This is a genomic window from Chryseobacterium sp. JV558, from assembly GCF_033712365.1.
In the GTDB taxonomy this organism is placed as follows: domain Bacteria; phylum Bacteroidota; class Bacteroidia; order Flavobacteriales; family Weeksellaceae; genus Chryseobacterium.
The window spans coordinates 124,123-139,454 of sequence record NZ_WJHU01000008.1 but is presented as its reverse complement, the minus strand read 5'-3'; the positions used below and the strand labels follow the sequence as shown (position 1 = coordinate 139,454).

Annotated in this window: 17 protein-coding genes and 4 tRNA genes; 13 read left to right on the top strand and 8 right to left on the bottom strand. The window is 33.9% G+C overall.

Translation table 11 applies throughout. The features are described from left to right. The first annotated feature begins 4 nt into the window (after nt 1-4). The 5 genes from GFU89_RS20800 to GFU89_RS20780 all read left to right on the top strand — a co-directional run bounded on the left by GFU89_RS20800 (nt 5) and on the right by GFU89_RS20780 (nt 6,181). Nucleotides 5-1,453 carry a SusD/RagB family nutrient-binding outer membrane lipoprotein gene (locus GFU89_RS20800; protein WP_318848942.1) on the top strand — a complete coding sequence of 483 codons (1,449 nt, stop codon included), beginning with the start codon at nt 5-7 and terminating at the stop codon, nt 1,451-1,453. Between the two features lie 42 nt (nt 1,454-1,495). Beyond that, nucleotides 1,496-3,085, top strand: a complete 1,590-nt coding sequence (locus GFU89_RS20795) for a calcineurin-like phosphoesterase C-terminal domain-containing protein (RefSeq protein WP_318848941.1) — start codon at nt 1,496-1,498, stop codon at nt 3,083-3,085. Between the two features lie 370 nt (nt 3,086-3,455). Continuing rightward, nucleotides 3,456-4,169 carry a 3-ketoacyl-ACP reductase gene (locus GFU89_RS20790; RefSeq protein WP_318848940.1) on the top strand — a complete coding sequence of 238 codons (714 nt, stop codon included), beginning with the start codon at nt 3,456-3,458 and terminating at the stop codon, nt 4,167-4,169. 321 nt (nt 4,170-4,490) lie between these two features. Next, nucleotides 4,491-5,318 (top strand): 50S ribosomal protein L11 methyltransferase, encoded by an 828-nt coding sequence (prmA, locus tag GFU89_RS20785; protein WP_318848939.1) that lies wholly within the window; start codon nt 4,491-4,493, stop codon nt 5,316-5,318. Nucleotides 5,319-5,341: 23 nt separating this feature from the next. Then, nucleotides 5,342-6,181, top strand: coding sequence for an SH3 domain-containing protein (locus tag GFU89_RS20780; protein WP_318848938.1), 840 nt, complete (start codon nt 5,342-5,344; stop codon nt 6,179-6,181). Nucleotides 6,182-6,519: 338 nt separating this feature from the next. Here the strand turns inward: GFU89_RS20780 and GFU89_RS20775 are convergent, their stop codons facing one another. From GFU89_RS20775 to GFU89_RS20740, 8 genes are all read right to left on the bottom strand, one after another. Further along, nucleotides 6,520-7,089: an isochorismatase family cysteine hydrolase gene (locus tag GFU89_RS20775; RefSeq protein WP_318848937.1), complete on the bottom strand. Its 570-nt coding sequence runs from the start codon at nt 7,087-7,089 to the stop codon at nt 6,520-6,522. Between the two features lie 6 nt (nt 7,090-7,095). Continuing rightward, nucleotides 7,096-8,376, bottom strand: coding sequence for an MFS transporter (locus GFU89_RS20770; RefSeq protein ID WP_318848936.1), 1,281 nt, complete (start codon nt 8,374-8,376; stop codon nt 7,096-7,098). A 61-nt stretch (nt 8,377-8,437) separates the two neighbouring features. Further along, entirely contained in the window at nt 8,438-9,037 is a 600-nt protein-coding gene (locus GFU89_RS20765; protein ID WP_318848935.1) for a TetR/AcrR family transcriptional regulator, read from the bottom strand. 107 nt (nt 9,038-9,144) lie between these two features. Beyond that, nucleotides 9,145-9,969 (bottom strand): 5'-nucleotidase, lipoprotein e(P4) family, encoded by an 825-nt coding sequence (locus GFU89_RS20760; RefSeq protein ID WP_318848934.1) that lies wholly within the window; start codon nt 9,967-9,969, stop codon nt 9,145-9,147. 127 nt (nt 9,970-10,096) lie between these two features. Then, nucleotides 10,097-10,170 (bottom strand) — tRNA-Arg (locus GFU89_RS20755). 32 nt (nt 10,171-10,202) lie between these two features. Then, a tRNA-Pro gene (locus GFU89_RS20750) sits at nt 10,203-10,277 on the bottom strand. 103 nt (nt 10,278-10,380) lie between these two features. After that, nucleotides 10,381-10,454 (bottom strand) — tRNA-Arg (locus GFU89_RS20745). A 32-nt stretch (nt 10,455-10,486) separates the two neighbouring features. Continuing rightward, nucleotides 10,487-10,561, bottom strand: a tRNA-Pro gene (locus GFU89_RS20740). A gap of 258 nt (nt 10,562-10,819) precedes the next feature. On the opposite strand from GFU89_RS20740, the gene GFU89_RS20735 reads away from it, so the two are divergent. From GFU89_RS20735 to GFU89_RS20700, 8 genes are all read left to right on the top strand, one after another. Beyond that, nucleotides 10,820-11,110, top strand: coding sequence for a hypothetical protein (locus tag GFU89_RS20735; protein WP_318848933.1), 291 nt, complete (start codon nt 10,820-10,822; stop codon nt 11,108-11,110). A 25-nt stretch (nt 11,111-11,135) separates the two neighbouring features. Continuing rightward, nucleotides 11,136-11,705 carry a hypothetical protein gene (locus GFU89_RS20730; protein ID WP_318848932.1) on the top strand — a complete coding sequence of 190 codons (570 nt, stop codon included), beginning with the start codon at nt 11,136-11,138 and terminating at the stop codon, nt 11,703-11,705. 83 nt (nt 11,706-11,788) lie between these two features. Then, nucleotides 11,789-12,517, top strand: a complete 729-nt coding sequence (locus tag GFU89_RS20725) for a hypothetical protein (protein WP_318848931.1) — start codon at nt 11,789-11,791, stop codon at nt 12,515-12,517. 7 nt (nt 12,518-12,524) lie between these two features. Next, nucleotides 12,525-13,028, top strand: a complete 504-nt coding sequence (locus tag GFU89_RS20720) for a hypothetical protein (protein WP_318848930.1) — start codon at nt 12,525-12,527, stop codon at nt 13,026-13,028. 369 nt (nt 13,029-13,397) lie between these two features. After that, nucleotides 13,398-13,829: a hypothetical protein gene (locus GFU89_RS20715; RefSeq protein ID WP_318848929.1), complete on the top strand. Its 432-nt coding sequence runs from the start codon at nt 13,398-13,400 to the stop codon at nt 13,827-13,829. Between the two features lie 45 nt (nt 13,830-13,874). Continuing rightward, on the top strand, nt 13,875-14,513 hold the full coding sequence (locus GFU89_RS20710; RefSeq protein WP_318848928.1) for a hypothetical protein: 639 nt from the start codon (nt 13,875-13,877) through the stop codon (nt 14,511-14,513). Between the two features lie 61 nt (nt 14,514-14,574). Beyond that, on the top strand, nt 14,575-14,904 hold the full coding sequence (locus tag GFU89_RS20705) for a hypothetical protein (RefSeq protein WP_318848927.1): 330 nt from the start codon (nt 14,575-14,577) through the stop codon (nt 14,902-14,904). Further along, nucleotides 14,876-15,331: a hypothetical protein gene (locus GFU89_RS20700; RefSeq protein ID WP_318848926.1), complete on the top strand. Its 456-nt coding sequence runs from the start codon at nt 14,876-14,878 to the stop codon at nt 15,329-15,331. The genes GFU89_RS20705 and GFU89_RS20700 overlap by 29 nt, the downstream gene beginning before the upstream one ends. The last annotated feature ends 1 nt before the right edge of the window (nt 15,332 follow it).

Here is a 15,332-nt window from a genome sequence, read left to right as displayed (position 1 = left end):
AAAAATGAAAAAAATAATCATAAATCTGACATTAGCCGCTTCTGTTTTCATGCTTCAGTCCTGTGACAGAACATTTGAAGAAATCAATACAGATACCAGCAAAATAAAAGACCCTTCTGTGGGAAGTCTTCTTGCTCCTATTCAATATGAAATGGGAAGTTATGGCTATAACAGAGCTGATGATTTCACTTTTGATATCATGCAGATCGCTTTAGACTTTCCGAATGAAGGAAATTCCTACAGCAGATATTATATGGACGAAAAAAGTGGCAACGGTTACTGGAATACTTCCTACCGATGGCTTAAGCAGGTAAGTGATCTTAGAAAATACGCAGTCAAAGAACAGAATAATAATTATCTGGCTATATCAATGGTTCTGAATGCCTGGATTGCTTCCAATCTTACCGATGCTTTCGGAGATGTGCCTTTATCTGAAGCAGTGAAGATTGAAGAAAATATTTTAAAGCCAAAATATGACAAGCAGAAAGACATCTACATACAGCTGTTAAATGACCTGAAGACGGCTAATTCACTATTCAATGCAAACCAGACATTAGCAGAAACAGATTTGTTTTATAATGCCAATAACAACAGCCAGACCGGTATTTTAGGATGGAAGAAATTCTGTAACTCTCTTTCATTAAGACTATTAACAAGGATTTTAAGCAGAAATGGTGAAGTAAACGTGCATGAAAGAATTCAGGAAATCATCAACAATCCTTCACAATATCCTGTTTTTCAAAATAATACAGACAGTGCAGTGCTTCCGCTTTCAGGAGTGTCTCCATACTTACCGCCGATTGCCCGTCCTCAGGATTTTACGGCATACAGATCAGCAGGCGAGTTTTTTGTAAATGCTATGAAAGATAATAATGATCCAAGGATGAGTCTGTTTTTTACGAAAGCTAAAGCAGCTTCAGGAGAAGATCTTGGATATAAAGGAGCTCCTTCCGGATATGCTTTGGGAACAGCCTTCAATTATCAGCCTTCTAACCTTAACCAAAACCTGGCAAAAGCACCACTGAAGATTTTAATCATGACCTATTCTGAGGTTCAGTTTATCCTGGCAGAATTGGTCAACAAAGGAATTATCGCAGGAAACCAGCAAAGCTACTACGAAACGGGAGTGAAATCTATTATTGAACAATGGGGAGCAACAGTTCCTGCCAATTATTTCACTAATAATAATGTGGCCTATGACGGTTCTTTGCAAAAACTGATGCTTCAGAAATACATTTCCCTGTTTTTTGTAGACCATCAACAATGGTATGAGTACAGACGTACAAAACTGCCTGTATTACCCAATAACGGAGGACTTCAGAACGGAGGGCAGATGCCTGTAAGGTTCATGTATCCTACAGCCACAAAAGTGATGAATACCGATAATTATAATGCAGCCGTACAATCGATGGGAGGAGACAATATCAATGTAAAAATGTGGTGGAATAAATAATAAACTGAATTTAAAAATTGAAAATAATTTAAAGAGTAAAATATGATGAGTATCAATATAAAATTTTTAGTGCCATGCCTGTTGGTTTCAACAATGGCATTCTCGCAAACTTCTGTTTCAGGATATGTATACGAAGACAGCAGCAAAAATCAAAAGAAAGAAAACCGCGAAAAAGGAATTGAAGGCGTAGCCGTTTCTAATGGCGTTCAGGTAGTTCTTACCGATAAAAACGGACGATACAGTCTTCCGGTTCAGGAAGATCAGACTATTTTTGTCATCAAACCTTCAGGATATCAAACTGCTTTAAACGCAAACAACCTTCCACAGTTCTATTACCATCATAAACCAAAAGGATCTCCGGCAGATTTCAAATACAAAGGAGTTGCTGCTACAGGAGATCTTCCAAAAGAGCTGAACTTCCCGCTTTATAAGCAAAACGAAAATAAAAACTTTGACATTCTTGTTTTCGGTGATCCACAGCCTTACACAGAAAAAGAACTGGATTACTTCAAAAGAGGAATCGTAAATGAAGTGAAGAATACGAAGAAAAATGCAGTATTGGGAATCAGTCTGGGAGATTTGGTAGGCGATAATCTAAGTCTTCAGAAACCTTATGCAGACGTAATGAAAGAAGTGGGGCTGCCTTGGTATAATGTGATGGGAAATCATGACATGAACTATGATGCTAAAGAAGATCATCTTTCCGATGAAACATTTGAATCAAATTTTGGTCCTGCCAATTACTCTTTCAACTATGGTAACGTACATTTCATTATTCTGGATGATATTCTTTATCCGGATCCGAGAGATGGCAAAGGATATTGGGGTGGATTCCGTGAAGATCAGCTTCAGTTTATCGAAAACGATCTGAAATTGGTTGATAAGAATAAACTGATTGTGATATCTTTCCATATTCCGTTAGAGCATAACAATGAAGACAGCTTCAGAAATGCGGACCGTCAGAAATTATTTGATTTCTTAAATCCTTTCCAGAATGTATTGCTTCTATCAGCACACACCCATATTCAACAGCAGATTTTCTATGGAAAAAAAGCAGGCTGGAACGGAATAAAAGAACTCCACGAATATAACGTTGGAACGACTTGTGGCGACTGGTACTCAGGAACACCGGATGATGCCGGACTTCCTACTTCTACCATGAGAGATGGAACAGCAAAAGGATATTCATTTATCAGCTTTGCTGACAATCAGTATAAAGTGAAATACAAAACAGCCGGAAAACCGGAGGATTATCAGATCAAATTATATATTCCGAAAGTGATTCCTTCTTCAAGAACCTCTGCAAAAGTACTGGCTAATTTCTTCATGGGAAGCAAAAAAGACAAAGTAGAATACAGAATAGATGGAGGAAAATGGGAAGAAATGGAATACGATGAAACCATAGACCCGAATTTTGCCCTTTCAGTTTTCAAATGGGATGCTACAGAGAAGATTTTCCCGGGAAGAAGACCTTCCAATCCTGAAATGTCAAAGCACATCTGGGAAGCCGATTTTCCTAAAAAATTAGCATTAGGAAAGCATAAAGTGGAGGTGAAAGCTGTTGACATGTACGGAAATGAATTTATAGCTTCAGAAGAGTTTGAAGTACAGAATTCAATTCAGATTCCTTAAGATTTTATTTTTTTTACTATACCTTTTTTAGATTTTGAAGTCGGTCTTTTGGACCGGCTTCTATTTTTGTTGAGGTTCTTGGAAGTCACAAATATTATTAATGGTTAGAATATTTTAAGGTGTAATGATTTTGCATACAAGTTTATATAAAATTAAAATCGTAGATTTTTAAAACTTAAATGTACTTCTCATACTTAAAGCTTATAGCTTAAAAGACTTAAGTGTTTAAAAACTTTTGTGACTTTTGTGGTTTAAGAAAATATAAGTTTCAATTGCTCACCCCAACCATTAAAAAACTATTAAATCCACGATTTCACCGCTTCGTAAAAATGTTCTTTTGTAACTTTGTAGTAAGAAAAGTATCATTACTATGAATATAAACGGAAAAAATGCCATCGTAACAGGTGGTGGAAGAGGATTAGGGAAAGCTGTAGCATTAGCTTTAGCCAATGAAGGAGTAAACGTTGCCATTACAGGAAGAAACGAGGAAAACCTGAAAATGACGGTTGAAGAAATCAAAAAACTGGGAGTAAATTCCGCATACGCAGTTTTTTCTGTAGACAATGAAATTCAGGTAAAAGCTGGAATAGAATCTTTAGCAGAACAATTGGGAGGTATCGATATTCTGATCAACAATGCCGGGATCGGAGACTTTGGAACAATTGAAGAAATGCCTTCTGAAACATGGGAACAAGTCATTAAAACCAATCTTTTTGGAGTGTACTATGCTTCTAAAGCTGCGCATCCATTTATGAAAGCTAAAGGAGAAGGAGATATCGTCAACGTAGCGTCTACAGCTGGTTTGAAAGGAGGTCCAAATATGTCTGCATACGCCGCTTCAAAAGCAGCGGTTGTATCTCTATCACAATCGATGATGGCAGAGTGGAGAAAACAAAATATCCGTGTAATCACTTTAACTCCAAGTACTATTGCTTCAGATATGAGCATTCAGGGCGGACTTACAGATGGAAATCCTGATAAAGTATTACAGCCGGAAGACTTTGCAGAATGGGTAAGAGACATCCTGAAAATGAACAGAAGAGCGTTGATTGCAAACGGTTCTATTTTCTCTACAAATCCATAAGAGTTTTAAAATTTAAAGTTCAGGGTTTAAGGTTGTCAGCAAAGAACTGTTAATCTGTCCTGAACAATAAGATTCAATATGAGCGGGCTTTAGCCCGCTTTATCTTTTTACACTTTCTGTATGGCTCTAGCCGAAACTTAAAATCTTCCGCACTAAAAAATCTGTGTCATCTGTGAAATCCGTGGGATAAAAAATGTTACAAATAAACTTTCCTGCCACATTCATTCAAAAAAAACACAAAAATCCCTGGTTTCAGCCAAAACTTGCTCCATCATTTTTTTAACAATAATAACATTAGTATTTTTGCAGCAAATTAATCACATGCAAAATTATTTAGAATTCAATTTCAAAATTTCTCCATTGCAGCCTTGGAATGAGATTTTAATGGCAGAGCTTATAGAAATAGGTTTTGACAGCTTTACAGAAGAAATTGACGGAATTTTAGGATATATCCAGACTGAATTGTTTCATGAAGAGCAGTTGAAAGCACTTCCGCTTTTTGAAAACGAAAATGTAAAAATCGAATACACTTTCGAAGAAATGCCGAATATCAACTGGAATGAAGAATGGGAAAAGAATTTCTCTCCAATCAATATTGATGATAAAGTATTGATCCGAGCTGAGTTCCATGAATCCGTACCTGGAATGCATGAAATTATTATTCAGCCTAAAATGTCTTTCGGAACAGGACATCACCCTACCACCCACCTGATGATTCAGCAAATGATGGACATCGACTTCAATGGTAAAAAGGTATTGGATATGGGATGCGGAACTTCCGTATTGGCAATCTATGCAAAACAGCAGGGAGCAGGAGATACAAAAGCCATCGATATTGACGAATGGTCAGTAGAAAACTCAAAAGAAAATGCAGTAAGAAACAGTGTAGAATTGGATATTGAACAGGGAACTGCTGAAAACTTAGGAAAAGAGAGTTTTGATGTTATTTTAGCCAATATCAACAGAAATATTTTGATTTCAGATATTCCGACTTATGTTTCGGTATTGAATGACGGTGGGAAATTGTTGCTTTCAGGACTGTGTTTCTTTGACGTAGATGATATTCTTGAAGTATGTAAAGAAAGCGGTCTTGAACTGAAAAAGCAGTTACAGCGTGAAGAATGGGTAAGTCTTCTGCTTGAAAAATAACACACCAAAAACAAAATACGAATATGAAAACTTTATGGACGGCTTTATTAATACTGATGCTGCAATTTTTTTCAGCACAGGAAAATGAAGTGTATGCAGATGGTATCTTTGGTTTTGAAGAAAATAAAACACAGAAGATTTTTACAGATTGGACTCGTGTAAGACTGGATCCCGGAGTGAATACTCAGATTGTAGACTCATTGCAGGCCAATCAGCAGGTGATTATTCTTAAAAAAGAAGAAACTGTCCTGAAGTTGGGCGAAAGAGCTGCCAATTGGTACAAAATCTCTTATCAGAAAGGAGAAAATACACTGGAAGGATATGTCTGGGGTGGTAATCTTTGTGTAGGATACCGTAACAAAAACGGGTATGATTTCCTTTTCGGGCTTTCTAAAACAATTGACAGGAAGAATAAAGAATACAATGAGATTGAAAAGAAGAACATTGCCGGAATAAAAGTAATGGAAGGAGCTATCCTCATTGATGAGGTATATTTTGATACAGGAAAAGGGGAAGAGCTAAATTCTGCGTCCTTCAATATAGAAAGCAACCACAAACTGCAGAATGTTGAGTTAACCCTGAAAGCAATGGTTTCCGGTGATGCCTGTGGAATAGCAAGCTATGATCAATATGTTCTTTTTAAGGATAAAAAATTGATTGTCCTTCCACAGCTGATGAACGTAGGTGACGCAGGAGCTTTTTATCACAGTGAATCATTTGTTTTTCCCAATGATAAAGGAGGGATTTCCAATACATTTATCCTTAAAGTAGAAGATATGGAAGTGGATGAAAAAGACAGAGAGAAGAAAAAGCATTCTTCTAAGACCTATCTTTGGAATGGAAGTTCTTATAAGTTAAAATAATATTCTTAAAATAAATTAAACCGTTGTAACCACAGCGGTTTTTTTATTGTATAAATGCCAAAAAATAGGATTGAAACAAACCAATCCTACCAAACATGATTAAGTGTATAATTGAGCCATAAAGGCTACAGAGAATTAAAGTGCACAAAAAGATTTTTATTGATCCTTAATCAATGTTTCCTTAATGCTAATTAAGCTAACTAAGTGCCTCTCGCTAAGTTTAGGGTGTAAAATTAGGATGTAATTGTTCCTCTCTGAGCAAAATTTAAACTGATGCTGCAAAATAAGTAAGTGAAACGGTATTTTAATGTTATGAAACGAATGCAAGAAAATCTGTTTTATATTTTCTCTGTTGATGGCAGCCAATCATTGGCTATAATAACATCAGCCTGTCTTGGGAAAACTTTATTCATGAGGAGGTTATGTACCTCTTCATCCCCGTCTTTACAGCAGTCTTCAATCACAGTGAGTCTGTAATCTTTATCCGAAGCTTCCCTTAAAGTCGATAAAACAACTCCGCTGGTAGATACTCCGGTCAGTACCAGATGCTGAATATCCAGTCCTCGTAAGACAACCTCAAGATCACTTCCGGTAAAAGCGCTGATCCTTTTTTTTGTAATTATGATATCTTTTTCATCGGGACTAAGGTCAGGATGAATAGTTGCCCATTCTTTCATATTGACATCTCCCATATGTTGCTTTAATCCTGAAAATATTTTATTGCTGGCGCTTATTTCCGGCATTCCCTGTCTGAACCCTACTGTAATATAGATAACCGGAATTTGATGCTTTCTTGCATTTTTGATAGTCTCTTTGACATTAGATACCAATTCTTGTGTGTCCGATAAATTACTTAGTATTGATGATTGCATATCCATCACCAGTAATGCTGTTTTTTTGTTTTCCATTTTTAGTTATACTTTATTTATAAATTGTTCTTCTGATTCTTCTAAAAGTTGGCTGTTGACAGCTTTGGTCTTATTCTTTTTGAACAATAAATGTCTGAAGACAACGGCAATTAAAACACCTGCAATTCCTTCTATCAACAAAGTTTTTGGGGCTCCTATTTTCTCCGAAACAAATCCGATAAGTACACTTCCCACAGGCAGCATCCCGAATATGGCAGTCAACAAAATACTGATTGCTCTTGACCGCATTTCGGGAATCACTTCAGACTGCACAATAATGTTACAGGTGGTAAACTGTGCAACACCTCCCAATCCGGTTAGCGCTGCAAAAAACATAGACCAGTAGAAATTGGTGGCGTACGAAAAACAGATCAATCCAATACTCAGGATAGCTGTACTCAAGATAAGAATGTTCCTCATAGAGGCTCCTTTCTTCATTGAAGCCAGAAATACAGTTCCAAGAACAGCTCCAATCCCAATGAAACTAGATATATAACCGAATGTTTTAGCATCACCTTTAAAAATTTCTTTTGCATATACAGGAATTAAAGTATCATAGGGCAAGATCAATAAACCTGTAATACTCAGCATAATAATGACCAGACTGATGGAAGGTTCTTTTCTCAGATACCTGAAACCTTCAGCTAATTCTGTAAAAGTTCCCTTTTTCGTTAATTTTTTAGGAATAATTTTTATTTTCATCATGGAAATTGAGCCCATTACTGCTGCAAAGCTTGCTGCATTAATCAGAAAACAGGTTCCCGCTCCGAATTTTTGCAGAATGATTCCTGAAAGGGCAGGACCTGCTAATTTGGCGATGCTTGCCATGGCTGCACTCAGTGAAAGAGCGCTTGGAAGATCTTCGTCATCTGTTACCACTTCATTAATCATGGCCTGCCTTGCCGGAATATCATAAGCATTGATAATACCAAGAAAAATACTGAGTATAATGAAACTCCAGATGTTTTGATGCCCTGTCATTACAAGGAAAGCCAGTAAAGATGCCTGTATTAAAGATAAAATCTGAGTGATCTGTATAATTTTATACCTGTTATACCGGTCTGCAGCAACCCCGCCGAATGCTGAAAATAAAAACGAAGGGAACTGCTCGGCAAAAATAGTTAGCCCCAGCATAAATGCAGACTGGGTCATACTGTATACCACCCATACCACTGCGGTACGCTGCATCCATGTCCCGAATTGAGAGACAGAGCGCCCAAAAAAATACAATGTATAATTGGTGCTTCTGAAAGCCCGGAATGTACTGATATTACTTAATTTGTTCATTTGTTTTAAATAGACTTTTTGACAAATAATGTAAAATTGTCAAAATTTGAATAAAAAATTTTTAACCGATATGCTTAATAACCATAGAGGTCAGTGTCTTTGCTGTACTGTTTAAATTTTCGAAATTATTTTTTAGACCCATCTCACGCCTTATTCCCCTGATACTACTCTGTAGAATAAAGATGATGGTTTCCTGCTCTTCAATGGCAACTTTAGAAATTGAACCATTGTTAATATTCGCCGAAAATAAATTAAGCAAAAGATTTCTTTCTGCTTCCATCATTCGGTTATGGGCATCGGTAATATGTTTAGATTTTTCTTCATTATCCATTCCGGATTCTATCGCTCTGAAAAATGAAGATCTTTCTTCCGATGTCTTTACTTTGGAAAGACAAAATTCGTGGATCTTTCCTTCGAAAGTACGTTTCTTCCTCATCTTGGAATCAATCTCAGAAATAACTTCTTTGATCAGGTTGTCTAAAACCGCCTGGAAAACCTCCTCCCGGTTTTTATAATAGTAATAGATGGAAGTTCTGCTTTTACCAACTGCTTTTGAAATATCATCCATTGTCACTTTCTTTAAACCATACTTCAGATACAACCCTGAAGCGGTTTCCAGGATTTGTTGTGAAAGCTGATCTTGTTCTGTGTGAGATGACATTGTCTGAAATATGAATGCAAAAATATAACATTTTCGACAAAAAAACAAATTTTGTCAAATTGTTTAAAAAGCAATCTCGATAGATGAGTTTTGGAGAAAAAAAACTTTTAAGGATTGGTTTTTACAGCATCATACATCATTGAATCTTTCTGCTGTTCTGTGTAATCATATTTATAATGATAAAATGAGGACTCCCAATCTCCGTATCCAACGTTTGGAATAATGATGAATTTTTTACCAAATTCATCTGCTGTGTTTTTTACTGCTGCAGATCGTTCGTTTTCTGATTTACTATCAAACAGGCTGGAAAAATCAGCAAGGTTGTCACCTAATAATAAAACAATATTATGATTTTTTGCAATATCTTTTCTTCGATTTTCCTTACTGCTTTCCTTGGATCGCAGGATAAGATTGGATTCACTTTGAAGAGGAAAATTATATTTTTTCAAATTGTTAAGTGTTCCTGCACGTTCTTGTTCCTTTCGGTTGGTTACATAAAAGACTTGAATGCCTTTGCTTGCTGCATACTGATAGAACTGCTGAGAACCGGTAAGGGGTGTTGCTGCTCCTTTTGCTGTCCATTCTTCCCAGGTTGCCTGATCATAGCCTTTTCCCATTTTTGAACGCTCAACGGCATAATAGGAGTTGTCTAAAAAAGTCTCATCAATATCTGAAACAATCGCCAATGGTTTGTCTGATTGCTTTGAAAGGGCTTCATCTAAACGAAGTTTTGCAATATTATATGCCTGAAGACATAATGCCTCATATTCTGCTGCTCGCTGCTGATAAAATGCACCGTATATCTTTCCGTGAAGTCCAAGATTTCGATAAGGAGTATCCTGAATAGCAGTTTTTGATACACGTGTTGCTGTCTGGCATGATGTAGTCAGAACAAAAAGACAGCTTGCGATAATGAAGGTGAAATTTTTCATTGAATTTAGAATAGAGTCAAGCAAAATTATGACAATTTGATTTTTATGACAAATATTTTCAGTATGAATGATTTTGAAAGTAAAATAAAAAACAAAAAAGACTTACTAGAAATAGTAAGTCTTTAAGTGAGCGCGAAAGGATTCGAACCTTTGACCGTCTGCTTAGAAGGCAGATGCTCTATCCAGCTGAGCTACGCACCCATTAAGTAGTTTTGAGAAAACTGCTAAAACAGTCGGGGCGGCAGGATTCGAACCTGCGACCTCCTGGTCCCAAACCAGGCGCGATGACCGGACTACGCTACGCCCCGATTAATGATCATCTATAACGAATTGCTTCGTTTTTGCGATTTCAAAAGCATCATACTTTTGATTTGAAATAAAAAGACCCACAGGGTATTGTGAGCCATTTTGTGAGCGCGAAAGGATTCGAACCTTTGACCGTCTGCTTAGAAGGCAGATGCTCTATCCAGCTGAGCTACGCACCCATTAAGTAGTTTTGAGAAAACTACTAAAACAGTCGGGGCGGCAGGATTCGAACCTGCGACCTCCTGGTCCCAAACCAGGCGCGATGACCGGACTACGCTACGCCCCGATTGATGGTCACCTATAAACGATTTTTCTTCGTTTTTGCGGTTGCAAAGGTACAATACTTTTTTAAATAAAAAAATAAATTATAAGGTAATTTTTGATTAATTTTTCATCAATACTTTTTGTTACCTTTACAGAACTAATAACCATAGACTTAACTTATTTCCAAAATGCTGATTTTTTTACCATTTTTTACTCGTGTTTTTCATTTTGAAATTTGAAACTTTATGTTCATCATACTGTGTTTTTAAAATAATAGAAAATGAAAAAAGAAGAATTTTATAAAATTTACATTCCCGCACTGGAAAAAGCATTTCAGAATGATTCCATTAACTTGGGGTTTTACGTTAAATCTCCAGAGGATTATATTGATGATGAAGTATTATGTCAAATTGATCAATATCTGGAAGAAAATGAAGATATATTTCTTGAAAACATTGCTTATTATTTTGATGCAAAATCTCACAACTTTTCTTCTGTTCAAGGAATTAAAATTGATTTATATAAAACTGTACTGATAGATGAAATGGTTAAGATTAAAAAGAGTTTTTAATTCATTGAAACAGAATCTTATTATCATGAAATATAAAAATTTGCAGGTGAAAGTTGAATATAATTTTTTGCTGTTAGTTTGTCTTTTGGTCATATTATCTTCCTGCTGTAAAAATCAGAAGTTTATTAAGCATGAAATTGATAATGTGTTAATTAGTTTGCCTGAATCATTTGTCATTAAGAAAGAACCGGCCGAAGATTCACAAGTGTTTAGTATAAATGTCGGAGATAAGTGTCTAGGTTATATTTGTTATGGTGATTATAAAGCTTTTGAAGAGAATTCTTTTTTCATTACTGATGATAAAGATTTATATGAAAAATATAAAAGCAGAGAATTAAAAGCTTATTTCTCAAAAAATCCTGAAACAGATAGTAAAAATGGTATTTTTAATGATAATTATTATTACTATGATACAATCAATAAACACAGAGCACAGATTATGTTGCCGAAAAAAGCGAATAAAGGATCTATCGGTATTCATTTCGACAGTGTAGATATCCACAAAAATAAAATGGCAATTATTGTTACTGATCTGAGTGAAGAGAATAAAGAGTTGTTCTTAAAAGTCTTTAAAACCATTAAAATTAATCCATAAGCATTAAAATCTATGAAATTGAAGTTATCGTTTCTAAGCTTTATCATCATTCTTTACAAAGTTGAAAATAAATATGAAGTGTTATGGAAGATCTATTAGAAGTGATAGTAAGAATTGATAATAAAGAGTTTTTGAAATGTAATTATATTCAACTGGTTTCTAATTCCAGGACTTCTTTACGAACAGTAATTTTTAAAAATATAAAATTAATTAATAAAGATGTCAATTTACTAAGTGGAGAGTATGACTTTTGTGTAGCATATAAAAATCAAAAACTAGAACGAAAGGAGGTTCACTGGTTTGATATGTACATGATTTTTTCTGACATGTTTACAAGAGATATTAATGATGGCGATGATATTGAGATTAAATCAATAATGACACATGATAAACATATTTTTTATCAACAAGATGTCATTGATATCTATAATTTGTGGCAACATAATAAAGAAGTAAATTGGAATGAAATAGACACAGATTTTAAATACTCATACGTATCAGCATGTTTTTATTGGTCAAAAACTCCCTCCAAATTTATTAATTATGAAATAGTAATTGACTGTCTAATGATAAAAGAACAAATTGATTTATTTTATTATTTAGGGAGAGAAATGTTTGGAGAAAGGGCATATTGTGGTTCAGGTTTCTATCAGTTTGAAGACTGCATTTCAATGTTACGTGCCAAAGGACTACAGAAGTTGACTCTTGTTATTTTTAGAAATTTTAATCAGCTTGAATCTGAAAGCATTATTAATGATATAAACCATTTGATAACTTTCTTTAAGTCTATAAAAATTGAAGTTCAGTTCTAATAAAAAGATGTTTAAAATTATTACCAAAGGGAAAGCAATGCTGGGAAGTTATGATCCGGAAGATCAGGATACCAGCGAAGCAATATATACTATTTATAAAGCAGATTATGATTTTATGATTTTCATCTGTTGGAATGGTTTTCATATTCCTATGGATGGGAGTTATCTGTCTCAAATTTATAATGATGTAGTAGACATGCTGGAGTTTCTTAAAATAGGTGAGCATGACTTTTGGATTAGCTTTTTAGACAGTTGTTTTACAGCAGTCTGGTATTTTTCAATAAAAAATGAAGAGATAGAAATTAAAGCTGAATGGACTGATATTGCTCCTTATCATTATGAGAACAGAAGGGTCGAGAACCTGAGAGAAGTTTCAGATGTTGTTATTATCAACAAAAATAATTTTATCAATGAATGGGATAACATTCTCAGAATGGTCAAAAATGATCTTTTGAGTGTAGGATATGACAGTCGTTTAGAAGGGTTTGATTATTTAAATGATTTAGATTGAAAAACTATTGTTCCACATCACATAGTTATAAGTTTTACGAAAATAGCCTGATAGAAAATAATTTATAAAATGAAATAGAAATGACAATTACTAAATTATATATAGTGGATTGGTATGATGATATTATAACCTCAATTATTTCATTTGAAAATGATGAATTGTATCTGTTTAATTGTATTCAAAGACAGTTTATCAACGGAAAGAAAACGTATTATTGCGTAAAAATAGATGAAATATCATCTCAACAGATTCAAGATATAATAGCGAAAAAGAAATTGATTAAAAGTGATTGGAACATTATCAATCTAATCTTTGAAAAGAATAATAAAAATGATCATGTTTTTTTATTAGATACAGAATCATTATTCATTGGCTCAGATATTATTTTTAGGAAAACAAGAAATTCGGACCTCAGATCTATTAAGTTTCCTTTTGATATTTCAACTTTATATACTATTTAAAATAATAATGAAGGATGTATTTGAGTTTACAATTGTAGTTCAAAATCTGTCAGAGCGTATCGCAGACAGTTTTATTGATTTTATAGAAAAAAAATCAGTGTTTTGGGGAGGCGGTTGTTCTGAAAATCAGATAAATGGTGGGTTATATGCTGATGAGAGTGTTGACATTAATATCAATGATTTTATAAAAGAATTTCTCACATTTTTTTTACATCAGGAAATTAAGATTGATAAAATTGAGATCAATATTGAAGATTTTTACTTTCACTCTTTTGAATATGATGATTTTATGAAGACCCATTCATCAATGTCCATACATATTGGTTATTGGGAAGTATAATTATTGCTGTCAAAAGGGTTTGCCGAAAAATTCCATTAAATTTTTATGAAGAAATATAGAGATACCACTGCTTATTACCTGTCAAGTTTTTTTGAACATAGTGAATTGAAGTACGAAAGTTTCTGGTTGTTTTATAATCGCGAAGATGAAATTCAAATGGGGAATTTTTTTCCTGATCAAAAAGTTTATTCGTTTTTGTGGGAGTATGCAGATAAAGATATTTTAGTAAAAATTGATGAGTGGAAAAGAGCGTTCAGGAGAAATGATATTGAGATCTTACAGGAAGCTAAGCTGCATACCCGAAATTACCTGTCAGGAGAGCGAAAAGTATATCTGGATTGCCTGGAATCAGATTTTATAACTGCTGATAAAAAGTTTGAAAACTTTACAGTATATAATGTTGGTCAGCGATTTGTTCAGATTGTGACAGAAGAAAATATATCTTTTGCGGATATTGATTTAAGCTTTCTGGAATTATCAGATAAAGTAGATCAATATAAAGCATTTGTCAGGATTTTAGATACTGATGGTATTCAGGCATTGATCTTAAATGGCTATCATCATCGTGGAGAATTACTGAAAGTCTGTATTGTGAAGAGTGGAGAAGCCTGCTTAAAAATAACCGAAGTTTTGCCCTTAAATATTTTTGAAAATACATACGTTGCGATGCCATTTAACTGGTGATGGTGTTGAAATATAACCTGTTAGAAATTGTTTCTGTAAGGATGTAAAATTGATTTTTTAAATGAGTAGAAATAAAAATTTATTAATGATTTTAATCGTTGCTGCATTAGTCTTTTTATATAAATTTATATTTTCGTCAAAAAGCAAAGGCAGTTTTTTAGATGAAATTAGAGATAAGAATATAAAATCAATAGTTAGCAAAAAGTATATTAATCCTGATAATCACAATATATCATTCTTGGTGTATGGCAATAAAGATAGTATAGTGGTTTATAGAGATTGGTGGGATAAGATTTCTGTTGGAGATTCAATACTAAAACCAAAAGGTTCTTTAGAGATAGTTATTAAAAATTCTGATAAAATTGAAAAATTTAATTTTGGAGATAAATAAAATGAAAAAAGAGATCATATTTTCTTTGATGTTCTTTGTATTATTTTTTTCATGCAGATCTGCTAAAGCACCCATGATAACAAAAAATGAATGCGGATCAAATGAGATCATTTTACATTACAATACTAAAGAAGAATATGATCATCAGGAATATAAATTTTTATTTAGATCAGGTATTAAAGATACTGTTAAGGTAGAGTTTAATAATGAAATAATAAAAAAATATATAGATACAGAAGAAAATTATGAACATAATTTTAATTTATTTTCTATTAAAGGGGAAAAAGATTCTATAGTTAGGTTATCAATAGGAACTGAGAATTATTGTTTTATAGTAAATAAAAGATACTATTATTATGATTTTATTAGAAGAGATAATAAGTTATATCTATATTTAGATAAGTTAAGAAATAGGTCTTTCGAATGAT

Excerpts from the sequence above, each read along its gene's own strand:
- GFU89_RS20730 (WP_318848932.1), top strand. The coding sequence starts at position 11,136 with ATGAAATATAAAAATTTGCAGGTGAAAGTTGAATATAATTTTTTGCTG.
- GFU89_RS20790 (WP_318848940.1), top strand. The coding sequence starts at position 3,456 with ATGAATATAAACGGAAAAAATGCCATCGTAACAGGTGGTGGAAGAGGA.
- GFU89_RS20795 (WP_318848941.1), top strand. The coding sequence starts at position 1,496 with ATGATGAGTATCAATATAAAATTTTTAGTGCCATGCCTGTTGGTTTCA.
- GFU89_RS20725 (WP_318848931.1), top strand. The coding sequence starts at position 11,789 with ATGGAAGATCTATTAGAAGTGATAGTAAGAATTGATAATAAAGAGTTT.
- GFU89_RS20765 (WP_318848935.1), bottom strand. The coding sequence starts at position 9,037 with ATGTCATCTCACACAGAACAAGATCAGCTTTCACAACAAATCCTGGAA.
- GFU89_RS20735 (WP_318848933.1), top strand. The coding sequence starts at position 10,820 with ATGAAAAAAGAAGAATTTTATAAAATTTACATTCCCGCACTGGAAAAA.
- prmA (WP_318848939.1), top strand. The coding sequence starts at position 4,491 with ATGCAAAATTATTTAGAATTCAATTTCAAAATTTCTCCATTGCAGCCT.
- GFU89_RS20780 (WP_318848938.1), top strand. The coding sequence starts at position 5,342 with ATGAAAACTTTATGGACGGCTTTATTAATACTGATGCTGCAATTTTTT.
- GFU89_RS20705 (WP_318848927.1), top strand. The coding sequence starts at position 14,575 with ATGAGTAGAAATAAAAATTTATTAATGATTTTAATCGTTGCTGCATTA.
- GFU89_RS20710 (WP_318848928.1), top strand. The coding sequence starts at position 13,875 with ATGAAGAAATATAGAGATACCACTGCTTATTACCTGTCAAGTTTTTTT.
- GFU89_RS20720 (WP_318848930.1), top strand. The coding sequence starts at position 12,525 with ATGTTTAAAATTATTACCAAAGGGAAAGCAATGCTGGGAAGTTATGAT.
- GFU89_RS20800 (WP_318848942.1), top strand. The coding sequence starts at position 5 with ATGAAAAAAATAATCATAAATCTGACATTAGCCGCTTCTGTTTTCATG.
- GFU89_RS20760 (WP_318848934.1), bottom strand. The coding sequence starts at position 9,969 with ATGAAAAATTTCACCTTCATTATCGCAAGCTGTCTTTTTGTTCTGACT.
- GFU89_RS20775 (WP_318848937.1), bottom strand. The coding sequence starts at position 7,089 with ATGGAAAACAAAAAAACAGCATTACTGGTGATGGATATGCAATCATCA.
- GFU89_RS20770 (WP_318848936.1), bottom strand. The coding sequence starts at position 8,376 with ATGAACAAATTAAGTAATATCAGTACATTCCGGGCTTTCAGAAGCACC.